Origin of the sequence: Mesorhizobium sp. CA10 (genome assembly GCF_020165285.1) — a bacterium.
Classification (GTDB): Bacteria; Pseudomonadota; Alphaproteobacteria; order Rhizobiales; family Rhizobiaceae; genus Mesorhizobium.
Window position 1 is genome coordinate 290,066 of sequence record NZ_JAIUHV010000003.1, and the last position, 21,787, is coordinate 311,852.

18 protein-coding genes are annotated in these 21,787 nt (G+C 63.7%); 7 read left to right on the top strand and 11 right to left on the bottom strand.

The annotated features are described in order from the left end of the window. The first annotated feature begins 102 nt into the window (after nucleotides 1-102). Nucleotides 103-474: a response regulator gene (locus tag LB535_RS08375; RefSeq protein WP_027166515.1), complete on the top strand. Its 372-nt coding sequence runs from the start codon at nucleotides 103-105 to the stop codon at nucleotides 472-474. A gap of 31 nt (nucleotides 475-505) precedes the next feature. Continuing rightward, nucleotides 506-1,879, top strand: a complete 1,374-nt coding sequence (locus LB535_RS08380; protein WP_095765104.1) for a PleD family two-component system response regulator — start codon at nucleotides 506-508, stop codon at nucleotides 1,877-1,879. Between the two features lie 440 nt (nucleotides 1,880-2,319). Here LB535_RS08380 and rpmG read toward each other — a convergent pair whose 3' ends face one another. The 7 genes from rpmG to topA all read right to left on the bottom strand — a co-directional run bounded on the left by rpmG (nucleotide 2,320) and on the right by topA (nucleotide 10,547). Further along, complete coding sequence (gene rpmG, locus LB535_RS08385; protein ID WP_006201775.1) at nucleotides 2,320-2,487, bottom strand: 50S ribosomal protein L33; 168 nt, start codon at nucleotides 2,485-2,487, stop codon at nucleotides 2,320-2,322. A 156-nt stretch (nucleotides 2,488-2,643) separates the two neighbouring features. Then, nucleotides 2,644-3,102 (bottom strand): hypothetical protein, encoded by a 459-nt coding sequence (locus LB535_RS08390; protein ID WP_224602663.1) that lies wholly within the window; start codon nucleotides 3,100-3,102, stop codon nucleotides 2,644-2,646. Between the two features lie 92 nt (nucleotides 3,103-3,194). Beyond that, nucleotides 3,195-4,370, bottom strand: coding sequence for an MFS transporter (locus LB535_RS08395; RefSeq protein ID WP_224602661.1), 1,176 nt, complete (start codon nucleotides 4,368-4,370; stop codon nucleotides 3,195-3,197). Between the two features lie 20 nt (nucleotides 4,371-4,390). Then, nucleotides 4,391-5,131, bottom strand: coding sequence for an NUDIX hydrolase (locus tag LB535_RS08400; protein ID WP_224631848.1), 741 nt, complete (start codon nucleotides 5,129-5,131; stop codon nucleotides 4,391-4,393). Between the two features lie 92 nt (nucleotides 5,132-5,223). Continuing rightward, entirely contained in the window at nucleotides 5,224-5,667 is a 444-nt protein-coding gene (locus tag LB535_RS08405; RefSeq protein ID WP_224631849.1) for a DUF983 domain-containing protein, read from the bottom strand. Further along, nucleotides 5,667-7,973, bottom strand: coding sequence for a ribonuclease R (gene rnr / locus LB535_RS08410; protein ID WP_224631850.1), 2,307 nt, complete (start codon nucleotides 7,971-7,973; stop codon nucleotides 5,667-5,669). Before rnr ends, LB535_RS08405 begins: the two co-directional genes overlap by 1 nt. Before the next feature lie 6 nt (nucleotides 7,974-7,979). Beyond that, complete coding sequence (topA, locus tag LB535_RS08415) at nucleotides 7,980-10,547, bottom strand: type I DNA topoisomerase (RefSeq protein WP_224631851.1); 2,568 nt, start codon at nucleotides 10,545-10,547, stop codon at nucleotides 7,980-7,982. 347 nt (nucleotides 10,548-10,894) lie between these two features. Between topA and LB535_RS08420 the strand changes: the two genes are divergently transcribed. Then, nucleotides 10,895-11,641 carry a cytochrome c biogenesis CcdA family protein gene (locus LB535_RS08420; RefSeq protein ID WP_224631852.1) on the top strand — a complete coding sequence of 249 codons (747 nt, stop codon included), beginning with the start codon at nucleotides 10,895-10,897 and terminating at the stop codon, nucleotides 11,639-11,641. A gap of 177 nt (nucleotides 11,642-11,818) precedes the next feature. Here the strand turns inward: LB535_RS08420 and LB535_RS08425 are convergent, their stop codons facing one another. Then, entirely contained in the window at nucleotides 11,819-13,717 is a 1,899-nt protein-coding gene (locus tag LB535_RS08425; protein ID WP_224631853.1) for an adenylate/guanylate cyclase domain-containing protein, read from the bottom strand. 221 nt (nucleotides 13,718-13,938) lie between these two features. Here LB535_RS08425 and glmU point away from each other — a divergent pair, with 221 nt between their 5' ends. Next, nucleotides 13,939-15,309, top strand: coding sequence for a bifunctional UDP-N-acetylglucosamine diphosphorylase/glucosamine-1-phosphate N-acetyltransferase GlmU (glmU, locus tag LB535_RS08430; RefSeq protein ID WP_224631854.1), 1,371 nt, complete (start codon nucleotides 13,939-13,941; stop codon nucleotides 15,307-15,309). Between the two features lie 4 nt (nucleotides 15,310-15,313). Here glmU and LB535_RS08435 read toward each other — a convergent pair whose 3' ends face one another. Continuing rightward, nucleotides 15,314-15,688 (bottom strand): ADP-ribosylation/crystallin J1, encoded by a 375-nt coding sequence (locus LB535_RS08435; protein WP_224631855.1) that lies wholly within the window; start codon nucleotides 15,686-15,688, stop codon nucleotides 15,314-15,316. A 326-nt stretch (nucleotides 15,689-16,014) separates the two neighbouring features. Here LB535_RS08435 and glmS point away from each other — a divergent pair, with 326 nt between their 5' ends. Then, complete coding sequence (gene glmS, locus LB535_RS08440) at nucleotides 16,015-17,838, top strand: glutamine--fructose-6-phosphate transaminase (isomerizing) (RefSeq protein WP_095765116.1); 1,824 nt, start codon at nucleotides 16,015-16,017, stop codon at nucleotides 17,836-17,838. 186 nt (nucleotides 17,839-18,024) lie between these two features. Here the strand turns inward: glmS and LB535_RS08445 are convergent, their stop codons facing one another. After that, nucleotides 18,025-18,312: a GIY-YIG nuclease family protein gene (locus LB535_RS08445; RefSeq protein ID WP_224631856.1), complete on the bottom strand. Its 288-nt coding sequence runs from the start codon at nucleotides 18,310-18,312 to the stop codon at nucleotides 18,025-18,027. 277 nt (nucleotides 18,313-18,589) lie between these two features. On the opposite strand from LB535_RS08445, the gene LB535_RS08450 reads away from it, so the two are divergent. Then, nucleotides 18,590-19,345, top strand: a complete 756-nt coding sequence (locus tag LB535_RS08450) for a DUF502 domain-containing protein (RefSeq protein WP_224602655.1) — start codon at nucleotides 18,590-18,592, stop codon at nucleotides 19,343-19,345. Here LB535_RS08450 and recG read toward each other — a convergent pair. Continuing rightward, a complete protein-coding gene (gene recG / locus LB535_RS08455) occupies nucleotides 19,297-21,405 on the bottom strand; it encodes an ATP-dependent DNA helicase RecG (protein ID WP_224631857.1) in 2,109 nt (702 codons plus the stop codon). The genes LB535_RS08450 and recG overlap by 49 nt on opposite strands. Before the next feature lie 92 nt (nucleotides 21,406-21,497). On the opposite strand from recG, the gene LB535_RS08460 reads away from it, so the two are divergent. Continuing rightward, nucleotides 21,498-21,785 carry a succinate dehydrogenase assembly factor 2 gene (locus LB535_RS08460; protein WP_224631858.1) on the top strand — a complete coding sequence of 96 codons (288 nt, stop codon included), beginning with the start codon at nucleotides 21,498-21,500 and terminating at the stop codon, nucleotides 21,783-21,785. The last annotated feature ends 2 nt before the right edge of the window (nucleotides 21,786-21,787 follow it).

Genomic DNA, 21,787 nt, shown 5'->3' on the forward strand with positions numbered 1-21,787 from the left:
TCGTCAATCATATTGGGCTAGAGTGGAAATGGGTTGGGTGCGGTCCGAAGGGGACGCATTGCGACGGCCTTCGGCTTCGAGGGCGGTCGGGACGGGAAACTGATGGCTAAGAAGGTGATGATCGTCGAGGACAATGAGCTCAACATGAAGCTCTTTCGGGACCTCATCGAAGCCAGCGGTTACGAAACGGTTCGCACGCGCAATGGCCTGGAGGCGCTCGACCTCGCGCGCCAGCACCGGCCGGACCTCATCCTGATGGATATCCAGCTGCCGGAAGTGTCCGGCCTGGAAGTGACCAAATGGCTGAAGGAAGACGACGAATTGCATTCGATCCCCGTTATCGCCGTCACCGCCTTCGCCATGAAGGGCGATGAGGAGCGCATCCGCCAGGGCGGCTGCGAGGCCTATATTTCCAAGCCGATCTCGGTGCCGCGCTTCATCGAGACGATCAAATCCTATCTGGGCGACGCCTGATGCCCGAGACCAGCAGAACCGGAGTTTTGAGATGACCGCGCGGATCCTCGTCGTCGACGATATCCCCGCCAATGTGCGGCTGCTGGAGGTTCGGCTGCTTGCCGAGTATTTCGAGGTGCTGACGGCCAATAACGGCCCGGATGCGATCGAGACCTGCGAGAACGGCAAGGTCGACGTCGTGCTGCTCGATGTGATGATGCCGGACATGGACGGGTTCGAGGTCTGCAAGCGCCTGAAGAGCGATCCGGCGACCTCGCATATCCCTGTCGTCATGATCACCGCGCTCGACCAGGTGTCAGACCGGGTACGCGGCCTCGAGGCGGGCGCAGACGATTTCCTGACCAAGCCCGTCAACGACCTGCAGTTGATGACACGCGTCAAGAGCCTGGTCAGGCTGAAGTCGCTGACCGACGAGCTCAGGCTGCGCGCCTCGACCACGCGCAATATCGGCATCGAGGAACTTCTGAGCCGCGATTTCGCGACCGAAGACGCAAAGCCGCGGGTGCTGCTCATCGACGAGCGCAAAACTTCCGTCGAACGCATCCAGAAGATGCTGCGCAACACCGCCGAGCTCGATGTCGCGACCGACCCGAATGCGGGGTTCTTCCAGGCGGCCGAGACGGCGTATGAATGCGTGCTGATCTCGACTGCCTTCTCCGACTTCGATGCGCTGAGACTCTGCTCGCAGCTGCGTTCGCTCGACCGCACCCGCTTCCTGCCGATCATGCTGCTCGCAGACGAGGGCGAGGAGGGCCGCATCCTGCGTGGTCTGGAACTTGGCATCAATGACTACCTGATCCGGCCGATCGACCAGCATGAGCTGACGGCGCGCCTGCGCACACAGGTGCGGCGCAAGCGCTACAACGATCAGTTGCGCGCCAGCGTCGCCCAGACGATCGAGATGGCGGTCATCGACGGGCTGACCGGGCTGCACAACCGCCGCTACCTCGACAGCCATCTGCAGACACTGTTCGATCGCGCCGTGGCGCGGCGGCGGCCCTTGTCGGTGATGATCACCGATCTCGATCGCTTCAAGTCGATCAACGATACCCATGGCCATGACGGCGGTGACGACGTTCTGCGTGAGTTCGCCCGGCGGCTGCGCAAGAATGTGCGCGGCATCGATCTCGCCTGCCGCTTCGGCGGCGAGGAGTTCGTCGTGGTTATGCCGGACACCGACGGCGCGGTCGCCGAGAAGGTGGCCGAACGCATTCGCGCCGAGATCGCACAGGCAGCTTTTGCCATCGGTGCCGACGGCAAGGCGATCGAGGTCACGGTCAGCGTCGGCGTGTCGTCTCTCCTGAAAGGGACCGACAGCGTCGCCGCGCTGATGAAGCGCGCCGACCTGGCGCTCTATGAGGCCAAAAGCGGCGGCCGCAACAGGGTGGTCGCCAAGGCTGCCTAAAACGCGTCGCGATCTTTCAGACCCCGCACGCGCCTGTCTTTATCCTGAAACCGGTTTCCACTTTCGGGAGACATGCTCGGCATAAAGGCGACGATTCTCCAGCGCTGCAACAGGGTTACGAATTTACCTTAACCCAAGCGATTCGTGAGCGGTGGTTAAGAAATGGTTGATTTTTATGAGGTCTTGCGCAAATCTGCGACGCATAGACAGAAGACGAGGCCGGCGCGAGGGTAGAGTAGCCGGCTCGATCCAAAAATACCCCATGATGCTCAGGTCCGCCGCATCTCCTGGGTCCGTGGGGTCGGCCGGCCGGCGCTGGCACATAGTGGCCTCCTCGTACCGCTGCCAACCGCCGACCGGCCCCCTTTTTGTCGTCCGGTCCTTCCTAAAACAAAAACGCCGCCCAAAGGGCGGCGTTTCGATTTCTCGGGATAACCAGATTACTTGATCTTGGTTTCCTTGAACTCGACGTGCTTCTTGGCGACCGGATCGTACTTGCGGAACGAGAGCTTGTCCGTCTTGGTACGGCTGTTCTTGCTGGTGACGTAGAAGAACCCGGTGTCGGCGGTCGACAGAAGCTTGATCTTGATGTTTGCGGCTTTGGCCATGATTTTCGTCCGTTAATGTTCGTGGAGTTTTGGCCGCTGAAGCACGGGGAAAACACCCGGACGCGGGAAACTTGGCGCGACACATAAAGAACGCGCCCGGAAAGTCAAGCCCGAGCGCCTTCTTCGCCTCATTTCGGCATGGCCCGTGTCCACGTCTCAAGCGTTATGCTCGACCAATTGCCCCGCCTTTTTCCAGTCGCCCGTGGTGTTCCACCAGCGGTTCGGATTGGCGCGGTCGTCAAGACCCTTGGAACGGCTGGCGAGCAGTGGCTGGATGCGGATGACGGGCTCCTGATAGGAATGGGCTTGGAATATCGCCTCGACGACACGAGCGGCGAGCGCCTGGTCGTCGGCGATCTCGAACGACACTTCGACGGTGCCGGGTCGCCGGCGCAGTTCGGTCTCAGCGCCGGCCGCGGCGCCTTCGAGCGGCCGGTAGCGCTCGATGCCTTGCGCCGACTGATAGGCGTTGGCGTCATACTTGCCCATGCGCAGCGGCGTGATCGCCACCACGGCCTCCATGATGCGGTCGACATCGGCGGCCGGCGCTTGGAATGTGACGAGCAGAAGCAGTTCCATCCTGAGGGATCTGGTTTCAAAGCCGCTGTCGACCATCGCAATTCTCCTACCTCGCGTCGGAGGCAGGTTATAACAGGGGTGCTGCTGACACGGTGATGTCAGGATGCCCGACGCTTCAGCGGCATCGCCTAGAGAATCTTGCGCACCAGCCTGACCAGGATCAGAGCCATGTAGGCGGCGAAGAAGAAGGCCAGCGACCAGCCGAAGCCGGATGGGCCGAAGGCATCCATGCCGATGCCGATCGCCTGCGGACCCAGCACCATGCCAACACCATAGCAGAGTACGAAGGCAGCATTGGCCGATGCCAGCTCATGGCCGGACAGCTGCGAGCCGAGATGGGCAAGGCCGATCGTGTACATGGCGGCGACGACGCCGCCCCAGACGAACAGGAGGGCCGCCATCAGATGCCAGTTCTGTGCGAAGAACGGCATGAAGACCGTGCCGATGAGCCCGACCGTGGCGCAGGCCAGCAGCAGGTAGCGGCGGTCGGAAACGCGGTCGCTGATCATGCCGATCGGGATCTGCAGAAGCACATTGCCGAGCCCGATCATAGTCAGGAGCAGCGCGGCGTCGGCTTCCGAATAGCCGATACGGCTGCCATAGACGGGGAAGAGCGAGAAACCGCCGGTCTCGACGGCGCCGAAAACAAGCACGGCGAAGGTCGCGGTCGGCACCAGCCAGATATAGCGCAGGAAGTGGCTGGTTTCGCTGTCGGCGACGATGCTCGGGCTCTCGTTGCGAGCGGCCAGCACCGGAATGGCGGCAAGCGTCACCAGCGCTATGGTGACGCCGAACGGCAGGAAGCCTGTGCTGCCGAGATGGGCGAACAGCCATGGTCCGGCGGCGAAGCCGAGCGACAGCACGGTGGCGTAGATGCCAAGCACAAGGCCGCGCCGGTTCGGCGGGGCGGAGGTGCTGATCCAGAATTCCGACAGGATGAACAATACCGTCAGCGAGATATGCAGGGCGACGCGGAGCGGAAACCACATCCAGAAGTCCGGCGCGAAATGGAAGCCGACGAAGGCGAGCGCGCCGATGGCAATCATCAACAGCATGGTCCAGGCGACGCCGAGCCGCATAGCAAGCGGCGTAGCGAGCGGCGCGCCGGCAATCGAGGCGAGACCGGCGACAGCGGTGTTGAGACCGATCATCGAAGCGGAATGGCCGCGGCTTTCCAGAATGACGCTGAGCAGCGGCATGCCTAAGCCTATGGCGATGCCGACGACGCTGATCGAGGAGATCGCCGCGACCATCGGCAGCCAGTGTACGCGTTCGTCGCCCTGTTGTTGGGTATCGACCGTCATGAGATCAAAATGCTCTGCTTCTAAAGGACTTCGCGGACGAAGCGGTTGCGGACGAGCCGGAAGAACGGCACGGCGCCCCCCGGCCGCAACAATGGATCTTCGGCAAGCCGACTTTCCAGTTCTTCCAGGACCATGCCGGTGATGTCGGGGATGTCGGCCTTGCGGGCATCGGCAAGCGGCAGCCAGACGAGTTCTTCGAGTTCGTTCGTCGGACCGCCGCCGGGCAATTCCACGGCAACGTCGTGGCGCCAGGCGCTGAAAAAACGCGTGTCGAAACGGCGCACGCGATTGGGCGGAGTGATGGCGCGGGCGACGAAGCGGAGCGCGTCCAGCGAGGGGATCACGCCGTGTTCGGCGAAACCCTGCCAGTCGCGCTTTGCGGTCGAGAAGGTGCCCTTGCGGCCGATCAGCAGGCCGGCTTCCTCATAGGTCTCGCGAATCGCCGACAGGGCGATTGCGCGGGCCCGCGCCGCGCTGGCACGGCCGGGGCCTGCGGCCAGCTTGCCTTCTTCCTCACCACCCAGAGGGGCAGCGACGGGAACGCGGCTGTCGGCGGGATCGGTGCGGCCGCCGGGGAAGACGAATTTTCCGGGCATGAAGGCGTGCCCGGCATGGCGCCGGCCCATCAGCACCAGAACGTCCTTGCCGCGGCGATCGAGCAAAATGAGGGTCGCGGCATCACGCGGACGCAACGCCCTGCCGCTGCGTACGGGCAGGCCCTTATCGAGCTTGTCGACATCCGCCTTGGTCATTCCTTCCATGCGCTCGACCTAGCGGAAACTTTCTTGATGCGAAAGTGGCTTGCGCGTCGCGGCCTTTGCACCAGGGCCGACCGCGGTGCGGCCTGACTTAATTAATGGCTCTCGAATTCGTCCTTCTCGTCGCCGAAGCCGTGCATATAAAGCGCCCATTGCAGGCCGATGACAGCTCCCTTGACCGGCTGCAGCAGTGCGACGGCCAGAATAATGGTCAGCGGAACCCAGATCATCGCGTGCTGCCAGGTCGACAGCGTCGACGCGGCCTCGACGGCCATGAAGCCGCCAACGACGATGTGACCGACGATGACGATGACCAGATAGGCAGGCAGGTCGTCCGCGCGATGGTGGTGCAGCTCCTCGCCGCAGACCTCGCACTTGTCCACGGGCTTCACGAAAGCGCGGAACAGCTTTCCCTTGCCGCAATGCGGGCAGCGGCCGAGTATCCCGCGCTTGATCGCCGTCCACAGGGGACGCGCGACGCGGCCCGAATGATGCTCGCCGCCGAAGACCTGTTCTTGCACTTGAAAGTTACCTGGCATTATCGTCTCCTGCCACGCGGTCCCGAACGCGATTGCGACGCGCGGGCGCGGCCCTTGGCCTTGTGGAACGACCGCCTCGAGCCGGGCAGGGGCTTCGGGTCGGTCAGCATCTCGAAACGCATCGCACCGGCCATTGGCGCGACCTCGACCAGCCGAGCTTCGACACGATCGGCAAGCTGATAGCCCTTGCCGGTGCGTTCCCCGAACAGCGATCGGGCGGTTTCGTCGTAGATATAGTAGTCGCCGCCCAGAGTTGACACCGGAATAAAGCCGTCGGCGCCATACTGCGGCAATTGGACAAAGAGTCCCGCCTTGGTGACGCCGGAGATGCGCGCGTCGAACGTGTCGTTGACGCGCTCGGCGAGATAGGCGGCAATCAGCCGGTCGACCGTATCGCGCTCGGCCGCCATGGCGCGACGCTCGGTCGCCGAGATCAGCGCGGCGACCTCTTCCAGCCGGTCCGCCTCCTGCTGCGCCAGGCCGCCGGGCCCGAGGCCAAGCGCCGCGATCAGCCCGCGGTGCACGATCAGATCGGCGTAGCGGCGGATCGGCGAGGTGAAATGGGCGTAGCGCCTGAGGTTGAGGCCGAAATGGCCGATGTTCTTCGGCGAGTACTCCGCCTGGCTCTGCGAGCGCAGCACCACTTCGTTGACCAGCGCCTCGTTGTCGGCGCCGCGCACCCGCTCCAAAATGCCGTTGAACTGGCTCGGCCGCATCTGCGCGCCGCGCGCCAATGACAGGCTGAGCGTTGCCAGGAACTCGCGCAGCGATTCCTGCTTGGCGAGTGACGGCGCGTCATGGATGCGGTAGACGAGCGGCTCTTTCTTGCCCTCCAATGTCTCGGCGGCCGCGACATTGGCCTGGATCATGAATTCCTCGATGAGCTTGTGCGCGTCGAGGCGCTCCGGCACGACGACGCGGTCGACCGTGCCGTCGGGCTTCAGCAGGATCTTGCGCTCGGGCAGGTCGAGCTCAAGCGGCTGGCGGGACTGGCGGCCGCGCCTGAGCACGGCGTAGGCGTCCCATAACGGCTTCAAAGCGCTGTCGAGGATCGGCCGTGTCTTGTCGTCGGGCGCGCCGTCGATCGCGGCCTGCGCCTGCGGGTAGGCGAGCTTGGCGGCCGACTTCATCATGACGCGGTGGAAGGAATGCCTGAGTTTGCGGCCTTCCGAGGAGAAGGTCATGCGCACGGCGATTGCCGGCCTGTCTTCGCCCTCGCGCAGCGAGCAGAGATCGTTGGAGATGCGTTCAGGAAGCATCGGCACGACGCGGTCCGGAAAATAGACCGAATTGCCGCGCTTCAGGGCTTCGCGGTCGAGCGACGTGCCGTAGCGAACATAGGTTGCGACATCGGCGATCGCCACGGTGATGACAACGCCGCCGGGATTCTTCTCGTCCGTGTCGGGCGTGGCGAAGACCGCGTCGTCATGGTCCTTGGCATCGGCCGGATCGATGGTCACCAGCGGCAGACTGCGCCAGTCCTCGCGGTGATCGAGCGTCGCCGGCTTCACCGCTTCGGCCTCGGCAATCACGTCCGCAGGAAAGACATGGGGAATGTCGTGGGCGTGGATGGCGATCATCGAGACGGCCTTCTCGCTGCTCAGCGAGCCCAGCACCGCCAGCACCTTTGCCCGGGGCAGTCCGTAACGGGATGCCCGCGCCGGCTCCACCTCCACCAGATCGCCATTTCTGGCGCCGTTCTGGAATTCCTTGTCGACGATCAGTTCCGGCTGGCGCCGTTCGACCGGCTCGATGCGGAACGTCCCATCCTTCAGCACGCGGAAGACGCCGAGCACGGCGTCGCTGCGCTTCTCGAAGATCTTCATCACCCGCCCGGTATAGGCAGGGCCTGACGGATCGTCGGTCGGGAAAGTCTTGGCAAGCACGCGGTCGCCAATGCCGGGGACTGGGCCGCCGGCGGCGCGCGAGATGCGGATAGCGATGACGGGGGGCGAGCCGGCGCCGGTATATTCGCTCGGATTCGCCAGAAGCACGCCGTCATCGTCGCGGCTGAAAATGTCGAGCACCGCGACATGAGGGATGGCGCCCGCGCGGGTGAGGCGCTTGCGCTCCTTGTTGAGGAGGCCTTCATCCTGCAGGTCTCGCAACAGGTCTTTCAGCCAGATGCGGTCATCGCCGCGCAGCGCGAAGGCCTTGGCGATCTCGCGCTTGCCGGAACGATCGGGATTTTCGGCGATGTAGCGCAGGACCTCGTCACGCGACGGACGATAGTTGTCCTTGACCTTGGCCCTGGTGTCGGCGTTGCGCGGATCGCCGTGGCTTCTTCCGGAGATCCTGCGCGCCACGTCCTGCTACCCCTTCTTCGCCGCCCGGCGGAAGGGCTTTTTGCCGCCTCCGCCCTTGGCTTCCTTCTCTGCAATCAGGGCGAGCGCTTCTTCCATCGTCACCGATTGCGGATCCTTGCCTTTTGGCAGCGTCGCATTGACCTTGCCGTAGTTGACGTACGGACCATATTTGCCGTCGCGAACGACGATCTTGCCGCCGCCGTCGGGATGATCGCCCAATTCCTTGAGCGCCGCCGGCGTGGCGCCGTTGCGGCCACCCTTGCCCTTCTGCTGCTTCTCGGCGATCACCGAAACGGCGCGGTTCAGGCCGATCGAGAACACGTCCTCGATGCTTTCCAGATTGGCATAGGTGCCGTCATGCAGCACGAACGGGCCGTAGCGTCCGAGGCCAGCCGAGATCATTTTGCCGGTTTCGGGATGTTTTCCCACATCGCGCGGCAGACCCAGCAGCGCCAGCGCCTTCTCGTGGTCGATCGAGTCGGGCGTCCAGCCCTTGGGCAGGCTGGAGCGCTTGGCTTCCTTGCCCTCACCGCGCTGGATGTAGGGGCCGAAACGGCCGCTGCGCAGGGTAATTTCCTCGGCGGTGTAAGGATCCTTGCCGAGCAGCTTGACGCCGTCCTCGCCATTGCCGTTCTCGCCATTGGGATTGGCGGCGTCGCCGAGCTGGCGGGTGTAGGAGCATTCGGGATAGTTCGAGCAACCGACGAAGGCGCCGAACTTGCCGAGCTTCAGCGACAGATTGCCGGTGCCGCATTTCGGGCAGATACGCGGATTGGAGCCGTCCTCGCGCTCCGGGAAGACCAGCGGCGCGAGCTCTTCATTGAGCGCATCGAGCACGTCGGTGACGCGCAGTTCCTTGATGTCGTCGACGGCGCCGGAGAAATCCTTCCAGAAGTCGCGCAGCACGTCCTTCCAGGCGAGCTTGCCGTCGGAAATCTCGTCGAGCTTCTCCTCGAGCGAAGCGGTGAAGTCATATTCGACATAACGCTCGAAGAAGCTTTCGAGGAAGGCCGAGAGCAGCCGGCCCTTGGCCTGCGGCACGAGCTTGCGACGGTCGATGGTGACGTAGTCGCGGTCCTCGAGCGTCTTCAGGATCGCGGTGTAGGTCGACGGCCGGCCGATGCCGAGCTCTTCCAGCTTCTTGATCAGCGACGCCTCGGAGTAGCGCGGCGGCGGCTCGGTGGTGTGCTGGGTGGCGTTGATCGCCTGACGGGCAAGCTGCTCGCCGGAGCGGATCTCGGGCAGGCGGCGGCTCTCCTCGTCCTCGGCGTCCTCGTCCTTCTGATCGGTGTAGGCGGCAATGAAGCCGTCGAAGCGGACGACCGAGCCGATCGCGCGCAGCTCCGCGGTGCGGGCGCCGTTGACCGCCTCGATCTCGACCGTGGTGCGTTCGATCTCGGCCGGCTGCATCTGGCTGGCGATGGCGCGCTTCCAGATCAGCTCGTAAAGCCGGGCCTGGTCGGCATCGAGATATTGCCGAACGGAAGCCGGCGTGCGCTTGAAATCGGTCGGGCGGATCGCCTCGTGGGCTTCCTGGGCGTTCTTGGCCTTGGTGGTGTAGAAACGCGGCTTTTCGGGCAGGTATTTGGCGCCGAACTCGCTGACGATGGCGCTGCGGGCAGCCTCGATCGCCTCCGGCGCCATTTGCACACCGTCGGTCCGCATATAGGTGATGAGGCCGGCGGTCTCGCCGCCGATGTCCATGCCTTCATAGAGTTTTTGCGCGACCTGCATGGTGCGCGTGGCCGAGAAACCGAGGCCTGACGAGGCGGCCTGCTGCAGCGTCGAGGTGGTGAAGGGCGGGCCGGGATTGCGTTTTGTCGGCTTGGCCTCGACCGACAATGCCTTGAAGGTCGCGCCTTCGAGCATCGCCTTGATGTCGTCGGCCTGAGCCTTGTTGGCGATGTCGAGTTTTTGCAGCTTCTTGCCGGCAAACGCGGTCAGCCGCGCCTCGAAACTGTCGTTGCGCGGCGTGCCGAGGATGGCTGCAATCTGCCAGTATTCCTCGCGGATGAAGCGCTCGATCTCGGATTCGCGATCGCAGACCAGGCGCAACGCCACCGACTGCACGCGGCCGGCGGAGCGGGCGCCCGGCAGCTTGCGCCACAGCACCGGCGAAAGCGTGAAGCCGACGAGATAATCGAGCGCGCGGCGGGCCAGATAGGCGTCGACAAGCGGCGCGTCGATCTGGCGCGGATTGGCCATGGCATCCAGCACCGAGGCCTTGGTGATGGCGTTGAAGACGACGCGGCTGACCGGCTTGTCCTTCAGCGCGCGCTTCTGCTTCAGGACTTCGAGCACGTGCCAGGAAATCGCCTCGCCCTCGCGATCCGGGTCGGTGGCGAGGATCAGCCCGTCGGCATCCTTGACCGCCTTGGCAATGTCGGCGAGGCGCTTGCCGGACGCGGTGTCGACCGACCAGGACATGGCGAAGTCCTCGTCGGGCCGCACCGAGCCGTCCTTGGCCGGCAGATCGCGGACATGGCCGAACGAGGCCAGAACCTTATAGTTCTTGCCCAAATATTTGTTGATTGTCTTCGCCTTGGCCGGCGATTCGACGACGACGACGTCCATGAGGTCTCTTAATCAGCTGTGAGGTGGCGGAAGAACTCCGCGACGCACGACGAAATCCCACTCTTTTCGTCGCTCACATGGCCGTGCTTTTGCCATCGGTCAAGGGGAAGCGGCCAATTTGGGAAGCGGCCGCGGACGATACACTCTTAGAGTGTATGGCAAAGATCACATTTTTTGGGGATGGATGTATGCGCGCCTCGAACCGGGCGGGCGGCTATCGCGCGCTTGTTCGGTCAACGCGTTTGCCTGTTTCTTCCTGCGGCGAAGCGGCGACTTGCCACACAATGGTGATTGGCAGGAGCGTGCCCGCATCGCTATATCGTCGCTAGCACAATCGGACTCATTGGATGGCATTGGACATCGGCTATGTCAGCGCGGTCGGGGCAGGGACGATCTCTTTCCTGTCGCCATGCGTGCTGCCGCTGGTGCCGCCCTATCTCTGCTACATGGCCGGCGTTTCCGTCGACGATTTCCGCGGCAATCAGAGCGTCACGGCGAAGGAGGGCGCGCGCGGCGCGCTGCTTTATGCTTCCGTGGCCTTCGTGCTCGGCTTTTCCACCGTCTTCGTGGCGCTCGGCGCCGGGGCCTCGACCATCGGGCGGTTGCTGCGCGTCTGGCAGGAGCCACTGGCGATGGCGGCGGGAGCGCTCATCATCATCATGGGCCTGAACTTCCTTGACATCCTGCGCATTCCGCTTTTGTCGCGCGAGGCGCGCTTCCAATCGCAGGGCAAGCCGGCGAGCATGATCGCGGCCTATGTCATGGGGCTGGCCTTCGCCTTCGGCTGGACGCCCTGCATCGGCCCGGTGCTGGGACCGATCCTGACTTTGGCCGGCGGGCGCGAGACCGTGGGTGAGGGCGCGCTTTTGCTTGCCGCCTATTCGCTCGGCCTCGGCATCCCGTTCCTGATCGCGGCGCTGTTTTCCGGCGCCTTCATGCGCTTCCTCGGCAAATTCCGCGTCCATCTCGGCCGTGTCGAGAAAGCGATCGGCGCGCTGCTGGTCATCGCCGGCGTGTTTTTCCTCACTGGCGGCGTGCAGAGCGCGTCCTATTGGCTCTTGGAGAATTTCCCGGTGCTGGGAAGGCTGGGGTAGTTTAGTTGCTGGCAGAGAGTCGAGCTGTGAACCCGTTGTAGAGATCAGCATCGAAGGGTCCGGTGCCCTCTATCTCGTGTTCCATAATTTGCTATGGAGACCTGGGGCGACCACTATGTTCAGACAACCCATCGAGTCACCTGCTCCGCCGTCTCACCGGAATTTCCGCCGCGACGATCACTCCGGCACGCCGGAGATGCCCAGCGCCTCGACGTAACGCTCGCCGAACACCTTGTCCTGCCATGGGTTGATCTGTCTCTGCAGGGTGAGCGTGTAGGTCGGGAACGCCTCCATCAGCCGCCGCGCCGCCGCCCGCGCCTCCTCCAGCCGGTTGAGTTTGACCAGCGCCATAATCACCACCCGGTGGGAGGAGCCGTAGTTCGGCATCTCCTGCAGCGCGCGTTCTCCCCATGCCAGCGCTTCCTCGTAGCGCTCGAGCATCAGGTAGCTCATCCCGATGCCCGAGAGCGCGATGCCCTTCTCGGGGTCGACCGGGCTCAGCCGCATTGCCCTGTGAAAGTGCTCGATCGCGACGAGCGGGCGGCCTGAATGTGCGTTGACCCAACCGCAGCTCGTATGGCCCTGCGCCGAATTGGGATTGAGCAGCAGGGATCGTTCGATCGTGGCCAGCGCCATCTCGTATTCCTTCGCGCTGTAGGCGATCACCTGCGCGGCGAAGCGCAGGCTCGTGGGGTCGTCGCGCGCTTCCGCCAGTACCTCGCGCGCCATGCGCGTGGCGACCCGGGTATCCTCGGGCTCGTGCCAGCACTGGCTCACGGATATGCTGCGGATATAGGCGCCGAGTGCCTTCGCCAAGTTGAAGCCGGGGTCGATGCTAAGCGCCTCGTTGGTGAGCCGACGCACGTCGGCAAAGCCTTCGCGCGTCATGCTGTAGAAGCGCGGCAGCGCGCGAAGGTAGAGGTCGTAGGCGCTCATGTAGTCGGTCGGCTTCATGCGCGCCTGCTTGATTTCCTCCAGCCGGATGCTCGGCTCGACAGCGCCGACGACGCTCTCGGTCACCTTGTCCTGCAGGTCGAAGATGTCGCACATATCGCCCTCGAAGCGGTCGGCCCAGACATGGTGTCCGCTGATCGCGTCCACCAACTGCCCACTGATACGCACCCGCGATCCTGCCCTGCGGATGCTGCCTTCGAGCACGTAGCGGACGCCCAGCTCGCGCCCGACCTGGCGCAGGTCCACCGCCCGGCCCTTGTAGGTGAAGGACGAGTTGCGGGCGATCACGAAGAAGGAGTTCACTCGGCTCAATCCCGTGATGATGTCCTCCACCAGCCCGTCGGCGAAGTATTCCTGATCGGGGTCGCCGCTCATGTTGGTGAAAGGCAGAACCGCGATCGAGGGTTTCTCGGGCAGGGGAGGCGGGGCAGCGCTGGCGTCGGACTCGACGCGGTAGGCGCGCACGGGCCGCTCGATGTTCTTGAGGCGCAGCTCGCCGAGCGGCGTGAAGCCGCAGTCGAGCTTGCCCTGAAGGTGGTCGTAGGCGGTGCCCGAGACGACAACGGTGCCGGGATCGGCGACGCTTTCGAGGCGGGCGGCGATGTTGACCCCGTCGCCGTAGAGGTCGCCATCCTCCTCGCAAACCACGTCCCCGAGATTGACGCCGATGCGGAAGCGAATCCTCTCTTCCTCGGGGGTCTCCGCCTCGCGTTCTGCCAGGGTCCGCTGGATCGCCATCGCCGAGGTCACCGCGTTGACGACGCTCGCGAATTCGCACAGCATGCCGTCGCCGGTGAGCTTGACGATCCGACCCTGATGCTCGGAGACCAGCGGTTCGAGGAGGTCCTTGCGGTAGATCTTCAGCCGCTCGAGCGTGCAGCGCTCGTCGCGCTCCATCAGGCGCGAATAACCGACCACGTCGCAAGCTAGGATCGCAGCGAGGTGGCGCCGCACGGTCATCGCACCGCTCGGCCAAGCGCCTGCACGCGTGCCGCTCCGCGTCCATGTCCCGCCAACTTCCAGACGCGCCACGCGCATGGTATCCATCTCTCCCAGTCTCCGCCCGTCGCCGATGTGGAACGGAAAACGCAGCTCGACCTTGCCTTCACGAGACTTCGCCATCCCGCTTGCGACGCAGCACCCCCAGCAGGCCGGGGATATTTCCTGACCTGTGTAACCGGCTGACGCCACCGTGGCGGTGCTTTTGTATCGGGCATCACACCCGACGTTCGCACTTGGAGACTTGGCTTTGCCATCTCACCGGAATTTAACCGCATTGGTGCAGCATGGCCTACGCTGTTAACATGCGTTGATTCAAACCTTTTTCATACGGTTGCCCATTCATGAGCCAGAGAACCTGCCTGTCCGTTATCCTCGCCGCCGGCGAAGGCACGCGCATGAAAAGCGCGATGCCCAAGGTGCTGCATGCCATTGCCGGCCTGCCGATGGTGGCGCATGTCGTGAAAGCCGCTGAGGCTGCCGGCGCGACCGGTGTGGCGCTGGTGATCGGCCACGGCGCAGACGAGATGCGCAAGGCGGTGCAGAAATTTGCGCCGAAGGCGGAGACCTTCGTGCAGGAGAAGCGGCTCGGCACCGGGCATGCGGTCCTTGCCGCGCGCGAAGCGATATCAAAGGGCTATGACGATATTCTCGTGATGTTCGGCGACACGCCGCTAATCGATGCGCAGGCGCTGGCCGCCGCGCGGCAGAAGCTGGCAGAGGGTGCCGCCGTCGCGGTCATCGGCTTCCGTCCGCCAAGCCCGACCGGCTACGGCCGGTTGATCGAAAAGGACGGTCATCTCATCGCCATCCGCGAGGAGAAGGACTGCTCGGAGGAAGAGAAAAAGATCGGCTTCTGCAATGCCGGCATGATGGCGGTTGCGGCCAAGCATGCGCTGCGGCTGCTCGACAAGGTCGGCAACAAGAACGCCAAGGGCGAATTCTACCTCACCGACATCGTCGAGATCGCCGGCGCGGAAGGGCTGGACGTGGTAGCGACGGAAGCGAGTTTCGAAAGCGCGCTCGGCATCAACAACCGGGCCGAGCTCGCCGAAGCGGAAGCGATCTGGCAGGCGCGCCGCCGTCGCGAGGCGATGCTGTCAGGAGTTACGCTGATCGCGCCCGAAACCGTCTATTTCTCGCACGATACCGAGATCGGCACCGATACGATCGTCGAGCCAAATGTCTGGTTCGGGCCGGGCGTCAAGATCGCATCGGGCGCCAAGATCCATGCTTTCAGCCATATCGAGGGCGCAATGATCGCCTCAAATTGCGATGTCGGGCCGTTCGCCCGGCTGCGGCCCGGCGCGGATCTTCGAAACAAGGCAAAGGTCGGCAATTTCTGCGAGGTCAAGCAGGCGACGATCGAGGAGGGCGCCAAGGTCAACCACCTGACCTATATCGGCGATGCGCGCGTGGGTGCGGCAGCCAATATCGGCGCCGGCACCATCACCTGCAATTATGACGGCTACTCGAAGTTCTTCACCGACATCGGCGAGGGGGCCTTTGTCGGTTCGAATTCCTCGCTGGTGGCGCCGGTCTCGATCGGCAAGGGCGGGTACATCGCCTCCGGCAGCGTGATCACCGAAAGCGTGCCCGACGACGCGCTGGCCTTTGGCCGCGCCCGCCAGAAAACGATCCCCGGCAAGGGCAAGGAGTTGCGCGAGCGCTTTGCTTCCGCCGCCGCGGCGAAGAAGAAGGCTGCGGCGGAATAGCGTTTCAGGTGGTGCTTTCGGTGATTTTGCCGAAAGCAGCCGTTACCACGATCTCGCCGACGATTGCCTTGTTGAATTGAGGCAGGTCTTCGGCGGGTATCCAATATTCGAGATGCGCCCTGCTGCCGGCGTGCTCGACGCGGTAGCCGTCGAGAAAGCTTTTCAGGACCTCAAACCGCGTGACGAAGCCGGAACCGCTCGCCTGCACGTTCCAGTCGCGGGCGATCTGGACAGCATAGGCTTCAGTGAGCACCGGATAGAAAATCGGCTGATCGGGCAGGCGCGGCGGAAATTCGCGCATGCCCAAAGCCTTGATCAGCGTCAACTCCTGCGGTCCAACCGGCCGCCACAGCGTTACGGTATGCGTCGCTTTGCTCATTGGTCGAAGAAACTGCCCAATTCGAGCCGAGGCAAGGCCCCAAGGAGCGTTCGCCATACGGGCCTTTGCCAACTGTGGCGTGGCGTTTGTCGTTCGAACGATGACATGCTCCGGCCACAAATGTTTACATGGTGATGAACGCCGCCAAACCGTCTAAGCGACAAGACGAGCGTTTGCGGTAACCGGATTGCAAGGGCGATCTGAGAATGTCCAATGGTACAAAACCGTTCCCGGTGACATGGAACGAAACGCAAAGTGACTTTTACGGCAGGCCGGCAATCCATAGATAGCGCTGGGTTTTCTGCTGGGAATCGGGGGCAATCGCCATGTGCGGTATCGTTGGAATCGTTGGCCGAAGCCAAGTCGCGCCGCTCATCGTCGATGCGCTGAAGCGGCTTGAATATCGCGGCTACGACTCGGCCGGCGTCGCCACCATCGAAAGGGGCGAGCTCGGCCGCCGCCGCGCCGAGGGCAAGCTGGTCAATCTCGAACGCCGGCTGAAGGACGAGCCGCTGGACGGCACGATCGGCATCGGCCACACACGCTGGGCGACGCATGGCGTGCCCAACGAGACCAATGCGCATCCGCATTTTTCCGAGGGCGTCGCCATTGTCCACAACGGCATCATCGAGAATTTCGCCGAGCTGCGCGACGAACTCACCCGCGACGGCTACTCTTTCTCTTCGCAGACCGACACCGAGGTCGTCGCGCATCTGGTGGCGCGCGAGCTCGCCAAGGGGCTGAAGCCGGTGGAAGCCGCGCATGCGGCGCTGAAGCGGCTTTCCGGCGCCTTTGCCCTGGCAATCATGTTCAAGGGCGACGAGGACCTGATCGTCGGCGCCCGCAACGGACCGCCTTTGGCCGTCGGCCATGGCGAGGGCGAGATGTTTTTGGGCTCCGACGCCATTGCGCTGGCGCCTTTTACCAATGCGGTCACCTATCTCGAGGACGGCGACTGGGCGGTCGTGCGTCGCGAAAGCGTGACCATCTACGACATCGACGGCAGACAGGTCGACCGCAAGCGCCAGCAGTCACTGTCGACCAGCTTCATGGTCGACAAGGGAAACCGCCGCCATTTCATGGAAAAGGAAATCCATGAGCAGCCGGAGGTGATCTCGCACACGCTGGCGCATTACTTGGATTTCGCATCGGGGGTGTCGAAGCCGCTCGACCTGCCCTTCGACTTCGCCAAGATCGGCCGCCTGGCGCTTTCAGCCTGCGGCACCGCCTATCTCGCCGGGCTGATCAGTAAATACTGGTTCGAGCGCTATGCGCGGCTGCCGATCGACATCGATGTCGCCTCCGAGTTCCGCTACCGCGAGATGCCTCTTTCGGCCAATGACGCGGCGTTCTTCATCTCGCAGTCGGGCGAGACCGCCGACACGCTTGCCTCGCTGCGCTATTGCCGCAAGGCCGGCATGAAAATCGGCGCTGTCGTCAATGTGCGGGAATCGACCATGGCGCGCGAATCCGACGTCGTGCTGCCGACCTTGGCCGGGCCGGAGATCGGCGTCGCCTCGACCAAGGCTTTCACCTGCCAGCTATCCGTCTTGGCTGCGCTCGCGGTCCGCGCGGGCGTGGCGCGCGGCACGATCTCGCGCGATGAGGAAAAGCAGTTGGTGCGCGAACTTTCCGAGGCGCCGCGCTATGCCACCCGGGTGCTGAAGCTCGACGAGCAGATCGAGCGCATCTCGCGCGAGCTGTCGCGCTACAAGGACGTGCTCTATCTCGGCCGCGACACCAATTTTCCGCTGGCCATGGAAGGCGCGCTGAAGCTCAAGGAAATCTCCTACATCCACGCCGAAGGCTATGCCGGCGGCGAGCTGAAGCATGGTCCGATCGCGCTGATCGACGAGAACATGCCGGTGATCGTGATTGCGCCGCATGACCGCATCTTCGAAAAGACCGTCTCGAACATGCAGGAAGTGGCGGCGCGTGGCGGCAAGATCATCCTGATCACCGACAAGAAGGGCGCGGCGCAGGCCGGCATCAAGACGATGGAGACGATCATCCTGCCCGAAGTGCCGGAGATCATCTCGCCGATCATCTACGCGCTGCCGATCCAGATGCTGGCCTATTTCACCGCCGTCTTCATGGGCACCGACGTCGACCAGCCGCGCAACTTGGCGAAGTCGGTGACGGTGGAGTAGCACCGTCACTACCGCCGGATTGTGGATTGCGTCATGGGTTCCTCGGTTAGTGACAGTACTTCGAAGTGCGACGGCCAACAGCCTTCTTTCGTCATCCACGGGCGGAGCAGGAGCGAAGCTCCTGCGCAGACCCGAGGATCCATTCCGTGACGTTTGCGGCGGATCAAAGCGGTGCAGAATTAGGCACTACCACCCGATACCGCGGAACAGCTCGAACCACTCGGGATTTGCCTTTTCGATCAGTTCGATCTTCCACTGGCGAGGCCAGCGTTTCAGCGACTTTTCACGCTGGATCGCATCGCGGATGTCGAAATACTCCTCGTACCAGACCGGGCGTTGTAAGCCGTAGCGCCCGATAAAGCGCGAGCCTTCGCCGGACCTGTGCTCCGGCATCCGACGGCCAAGATCGTTCGTCACACCAGTGTAGATGGTGCCGCGCTTCTTGCTTGCTGTCATATAGACATAGCCGGTCATGCGTGAACGATAACGGATTGAGGGTTAGGGGACTATTCTGACGGGTGGCATTTTTTGGCCGGCGTCTCGGAATGGATCCTCGGGTCCGCGCGTCCGCTTCGCCCCCGCTCCGCCCGTGGATGACGAGGGAGGGGTGTTGCGGCCAATCGCGAACGGAGCAGCTTCCATTTGGAATGCTGAAAGCCGGTTGATGGAGGGCACCCTTAAAAACTTCGCAGTTCCAAACCGGCTCGCGGTTCACTAATCTCAGCGTTGCAACCTGCGCCGCGGTGAACCCATGTCCGACGCCCTGAAGACCTCTGGCATGACCCGGCTGAGGAATTATTTCCTGACGGGCTTCATCGTCTGCGCGCCGCTGGCGATCACGGTCTATATCGCCTGGTCGCTGATCGGCTGGGTCGATTCCTGGGTAAAACCCTATATCCCAGCCCGCTACAACCCCGATACCTATCTGCCGTTCCCGGTTCCGGGCTTCGGGCTGATCGTGGCGCTGGTGCTGATCACGCTGATCGGCTTCCTGACGGCGAACATCGTCGGCCGCGCCATTGTCAATTTCGGCGAGCGGCTGCTTGGCCGCATGCCGCTGGTGCGTGGCATCTATGGCTCGCTGAAACAGATTTTCGAGACGGTGCTGTCGAACAAGGGCGACATGTTCCGCCAGGTCGGGTTGGTCGAATATCCGAGAAAGGGCGTCTGGTCGCTGGTCTTCGTCGCCAGCGACAAGGAAACCGAGATCAACCAGAAGCTCGATCAGGAAGGCGATCCGCTGATTGCGGTGTTCATGCCCTGCACGCCCAATCCGACCACCGGTTTCCTGATGTATGTCCACAAATCCGAGATCGTGCCACTCGACATGTCGATCGAGGACGGCGCCAAGCTGATCGTCTCGGCCGGCATGGTGGCGCCGGAGGTCAAGGCCAAGCTGGTGACACTGAACGGCGAGCCCGTCGAAGGCGGCCTCGCCAACCCGGCGATTGGCGCCGCTCAGCCGGCGCGCAGCAGCCGCACTGCCTCGTCGCGGCCGAACAGGTAAAGCAACAGCCGCAGCGCCTCACCGCGTTCGGATTGCAATTCCGGGTCGCGCGACAAGATCAGCCGCGCGTCATCGCGCGCGGCTTCGAGCAGATCGGCATGGAACTCGAGGCGCGCCACCTGGAAGCCTGGTGTGCCGGACTGGCGGGTGCCCAGCAACTCGCCTTCGCCGCGCAGTTTCAGGTCCTCCTCGGCGATCTTGAAGCCGTCCTCTGTCTCGCGCATCACCGAGAGCCGGCGTTTGGCCGTCTCGCCGAGCGGCTCCTTGTAGAGCAGGACGCAGGAGGAGGGCTTGTCGCCGCGCCCGACCCGGCCGCGCAACTGGTGCAACTGGGCAAGGCCGAAGCGTTCGGCATGCTCGATCACCATGATCGTGGCGTCGGGCACGTCGACGCCGACCTCGATCACGGTGGTGGCGATGAGGATGCGCGTTTCGCCCTGGTTGAAGGAGCGCATCGCCTCGTCTTTCTCCGCACCCTTCATGCGACCGTGCACCAGGCCGATCCGGTCGCCGAAGAGCGGTTTCAGCGAAGCAAAGCGGTCCTCCGCCGACATCAGCTTGATCTCTTCGGATTCCTCGACCAGCGGGCAGATCCAGTAGATCTTCTGGCCATCGGCGACGGCGTCAAGCATGCGGCCGACCAGCTCATCCAGCCGTTCCATCGGCAAGGTGACGGTGCGGATCGGCTGCCGGCCGGCCGGCTTCTCGGTCAGTTTCGAGACGTCCATGTCGCCGAAGGCGGTCAGCACCAGCGTGCGCGGAATGGGCGTCGCCGTCATCACCAGCATATCGGGTGCATCGCCCTTGGCGGTGATGGCGAGGCGCTGATGAACGCCGAAGCGGTGCTGCTCGTCGACGACGGCAAGCACCAAGTCGTGAAACGTCACGCTTTCCTGGAACAGCGCATGCGTGCCGACGACGATGTCGATTTCGCCGCCGGCAAGACCGGCAAGCGTCTCGGCACGCTCGCGGCCCTTCTCGCGCCCGGTCAGGATAGCGAGGCGCAGGCCGGCTTTTTCCGCTAGCGGCGCGATCGTCGCCAGATGCTGGCGCGCCAGGATCTCGGTCGGCGCCATCAGCGCCGCCTGGCCGCCGGCCTCGACCGCGCGCGCCATGGCGAGCAGCGCCACCACCGTCTTGCCTGAGCCGACATCGCCCTGCAGCAGGCGCAGCATGCGTTCGGGATCGGCAAGGTCCGCATTGATTTCGCCGAGCGCGAATTCCTGGCTGGGGGTGAGCTTGTAGGGCAGGGCAGCTCGCAGCTTCTCGACGATGCGGCCGTCGCCGGTAAGCGGCCGGCCCGAGAGGCGGCGAATTCTCGCTCGCACCAGCGCCAGCGAAACCTGGCCGGCCAGCAATTCGTCATAGCCAAGGCGTCGCCAGGCCGATCCCTCGACGGCAACGTCGATCGGATCCTTCGGATAATGGATGCGGGCGAGCGCATCGCTGAAGGACGGGAATGTATGGCGGCGCATGAAGGCATCGTCCTGCCACTCCGGCAGTTCTGGCAGGCGGCCAAGCGCCTGTCCGATGGCGCGGCGCAGCACCTTGGCCGAGAGGCCGGCGGTGAGCGGATAGACCGGCTCGACCAACGGTAGGCCCTCGGCCTCGTCGATCGGCGCGATGTGGTCGGGATGGACCATCGTCGGGCGGCCGTTGAACCACTCCATGCGGCCCGAGATCACCACACGCTCGCCCTCGGGAAGCATTTTCTGCAAATAGGCGGCATGGGCATGGAAGAAGGTCAGTGCGACCTCGCCGGTGTCGTCATGGGCGTAAACCCTGTACGGCACCGACCTGTTGCCGCGCGGCGGCGGCTGATGGCGGTCGACGCGCACCTCGAGCGTGACGATCTGGCCCTCGGCCGACAGCGCGATGCCAGGCCGGTTGCGGCGGTCGATGACGGTGTTGGGCAGCACGAACAGAAGGTCGGCCGCGCGCGCAGCGCGATCGCCGAGGTCGGCCGGCACGACACGCTCGATCAGCAATCCGACCTTCGGGCCGACGCCGGCAAGCGAAGTGATCGGAACGAACAAGGGATCGAGGATGGTGGGACGCATGGTGTCAGCTTATGTCGCGACGAGGGCAGCGCAAAGGCTGACACCGCTCTCTATCCACGCTATATGCGCCGCTTGGACAGGGATGCGGCGCCATGACCGGAACACAGCGATCAAGCGAGGGGTTGGACGCGCGCCGCCGCAAGCTCCTGTTCCGCTCCTGGCATCGCGGCATGCGCGAGATGGACCTGATCCTCGGTTCCTTCGCCGACGCCGAGATCGGCGCCTTGACCGGCGATGAAATCGACCAATATGAGAGACTTCTCGAAATTCCCGACACTGAATTTTTCCCGATGGTCACCGGCGAGCGCCCGGTTCCGCCCGATATCGACTGCGCGGTTCTGCGGAAGATCCTGGCGTCGCACCGGACCATGACATTTTGAAA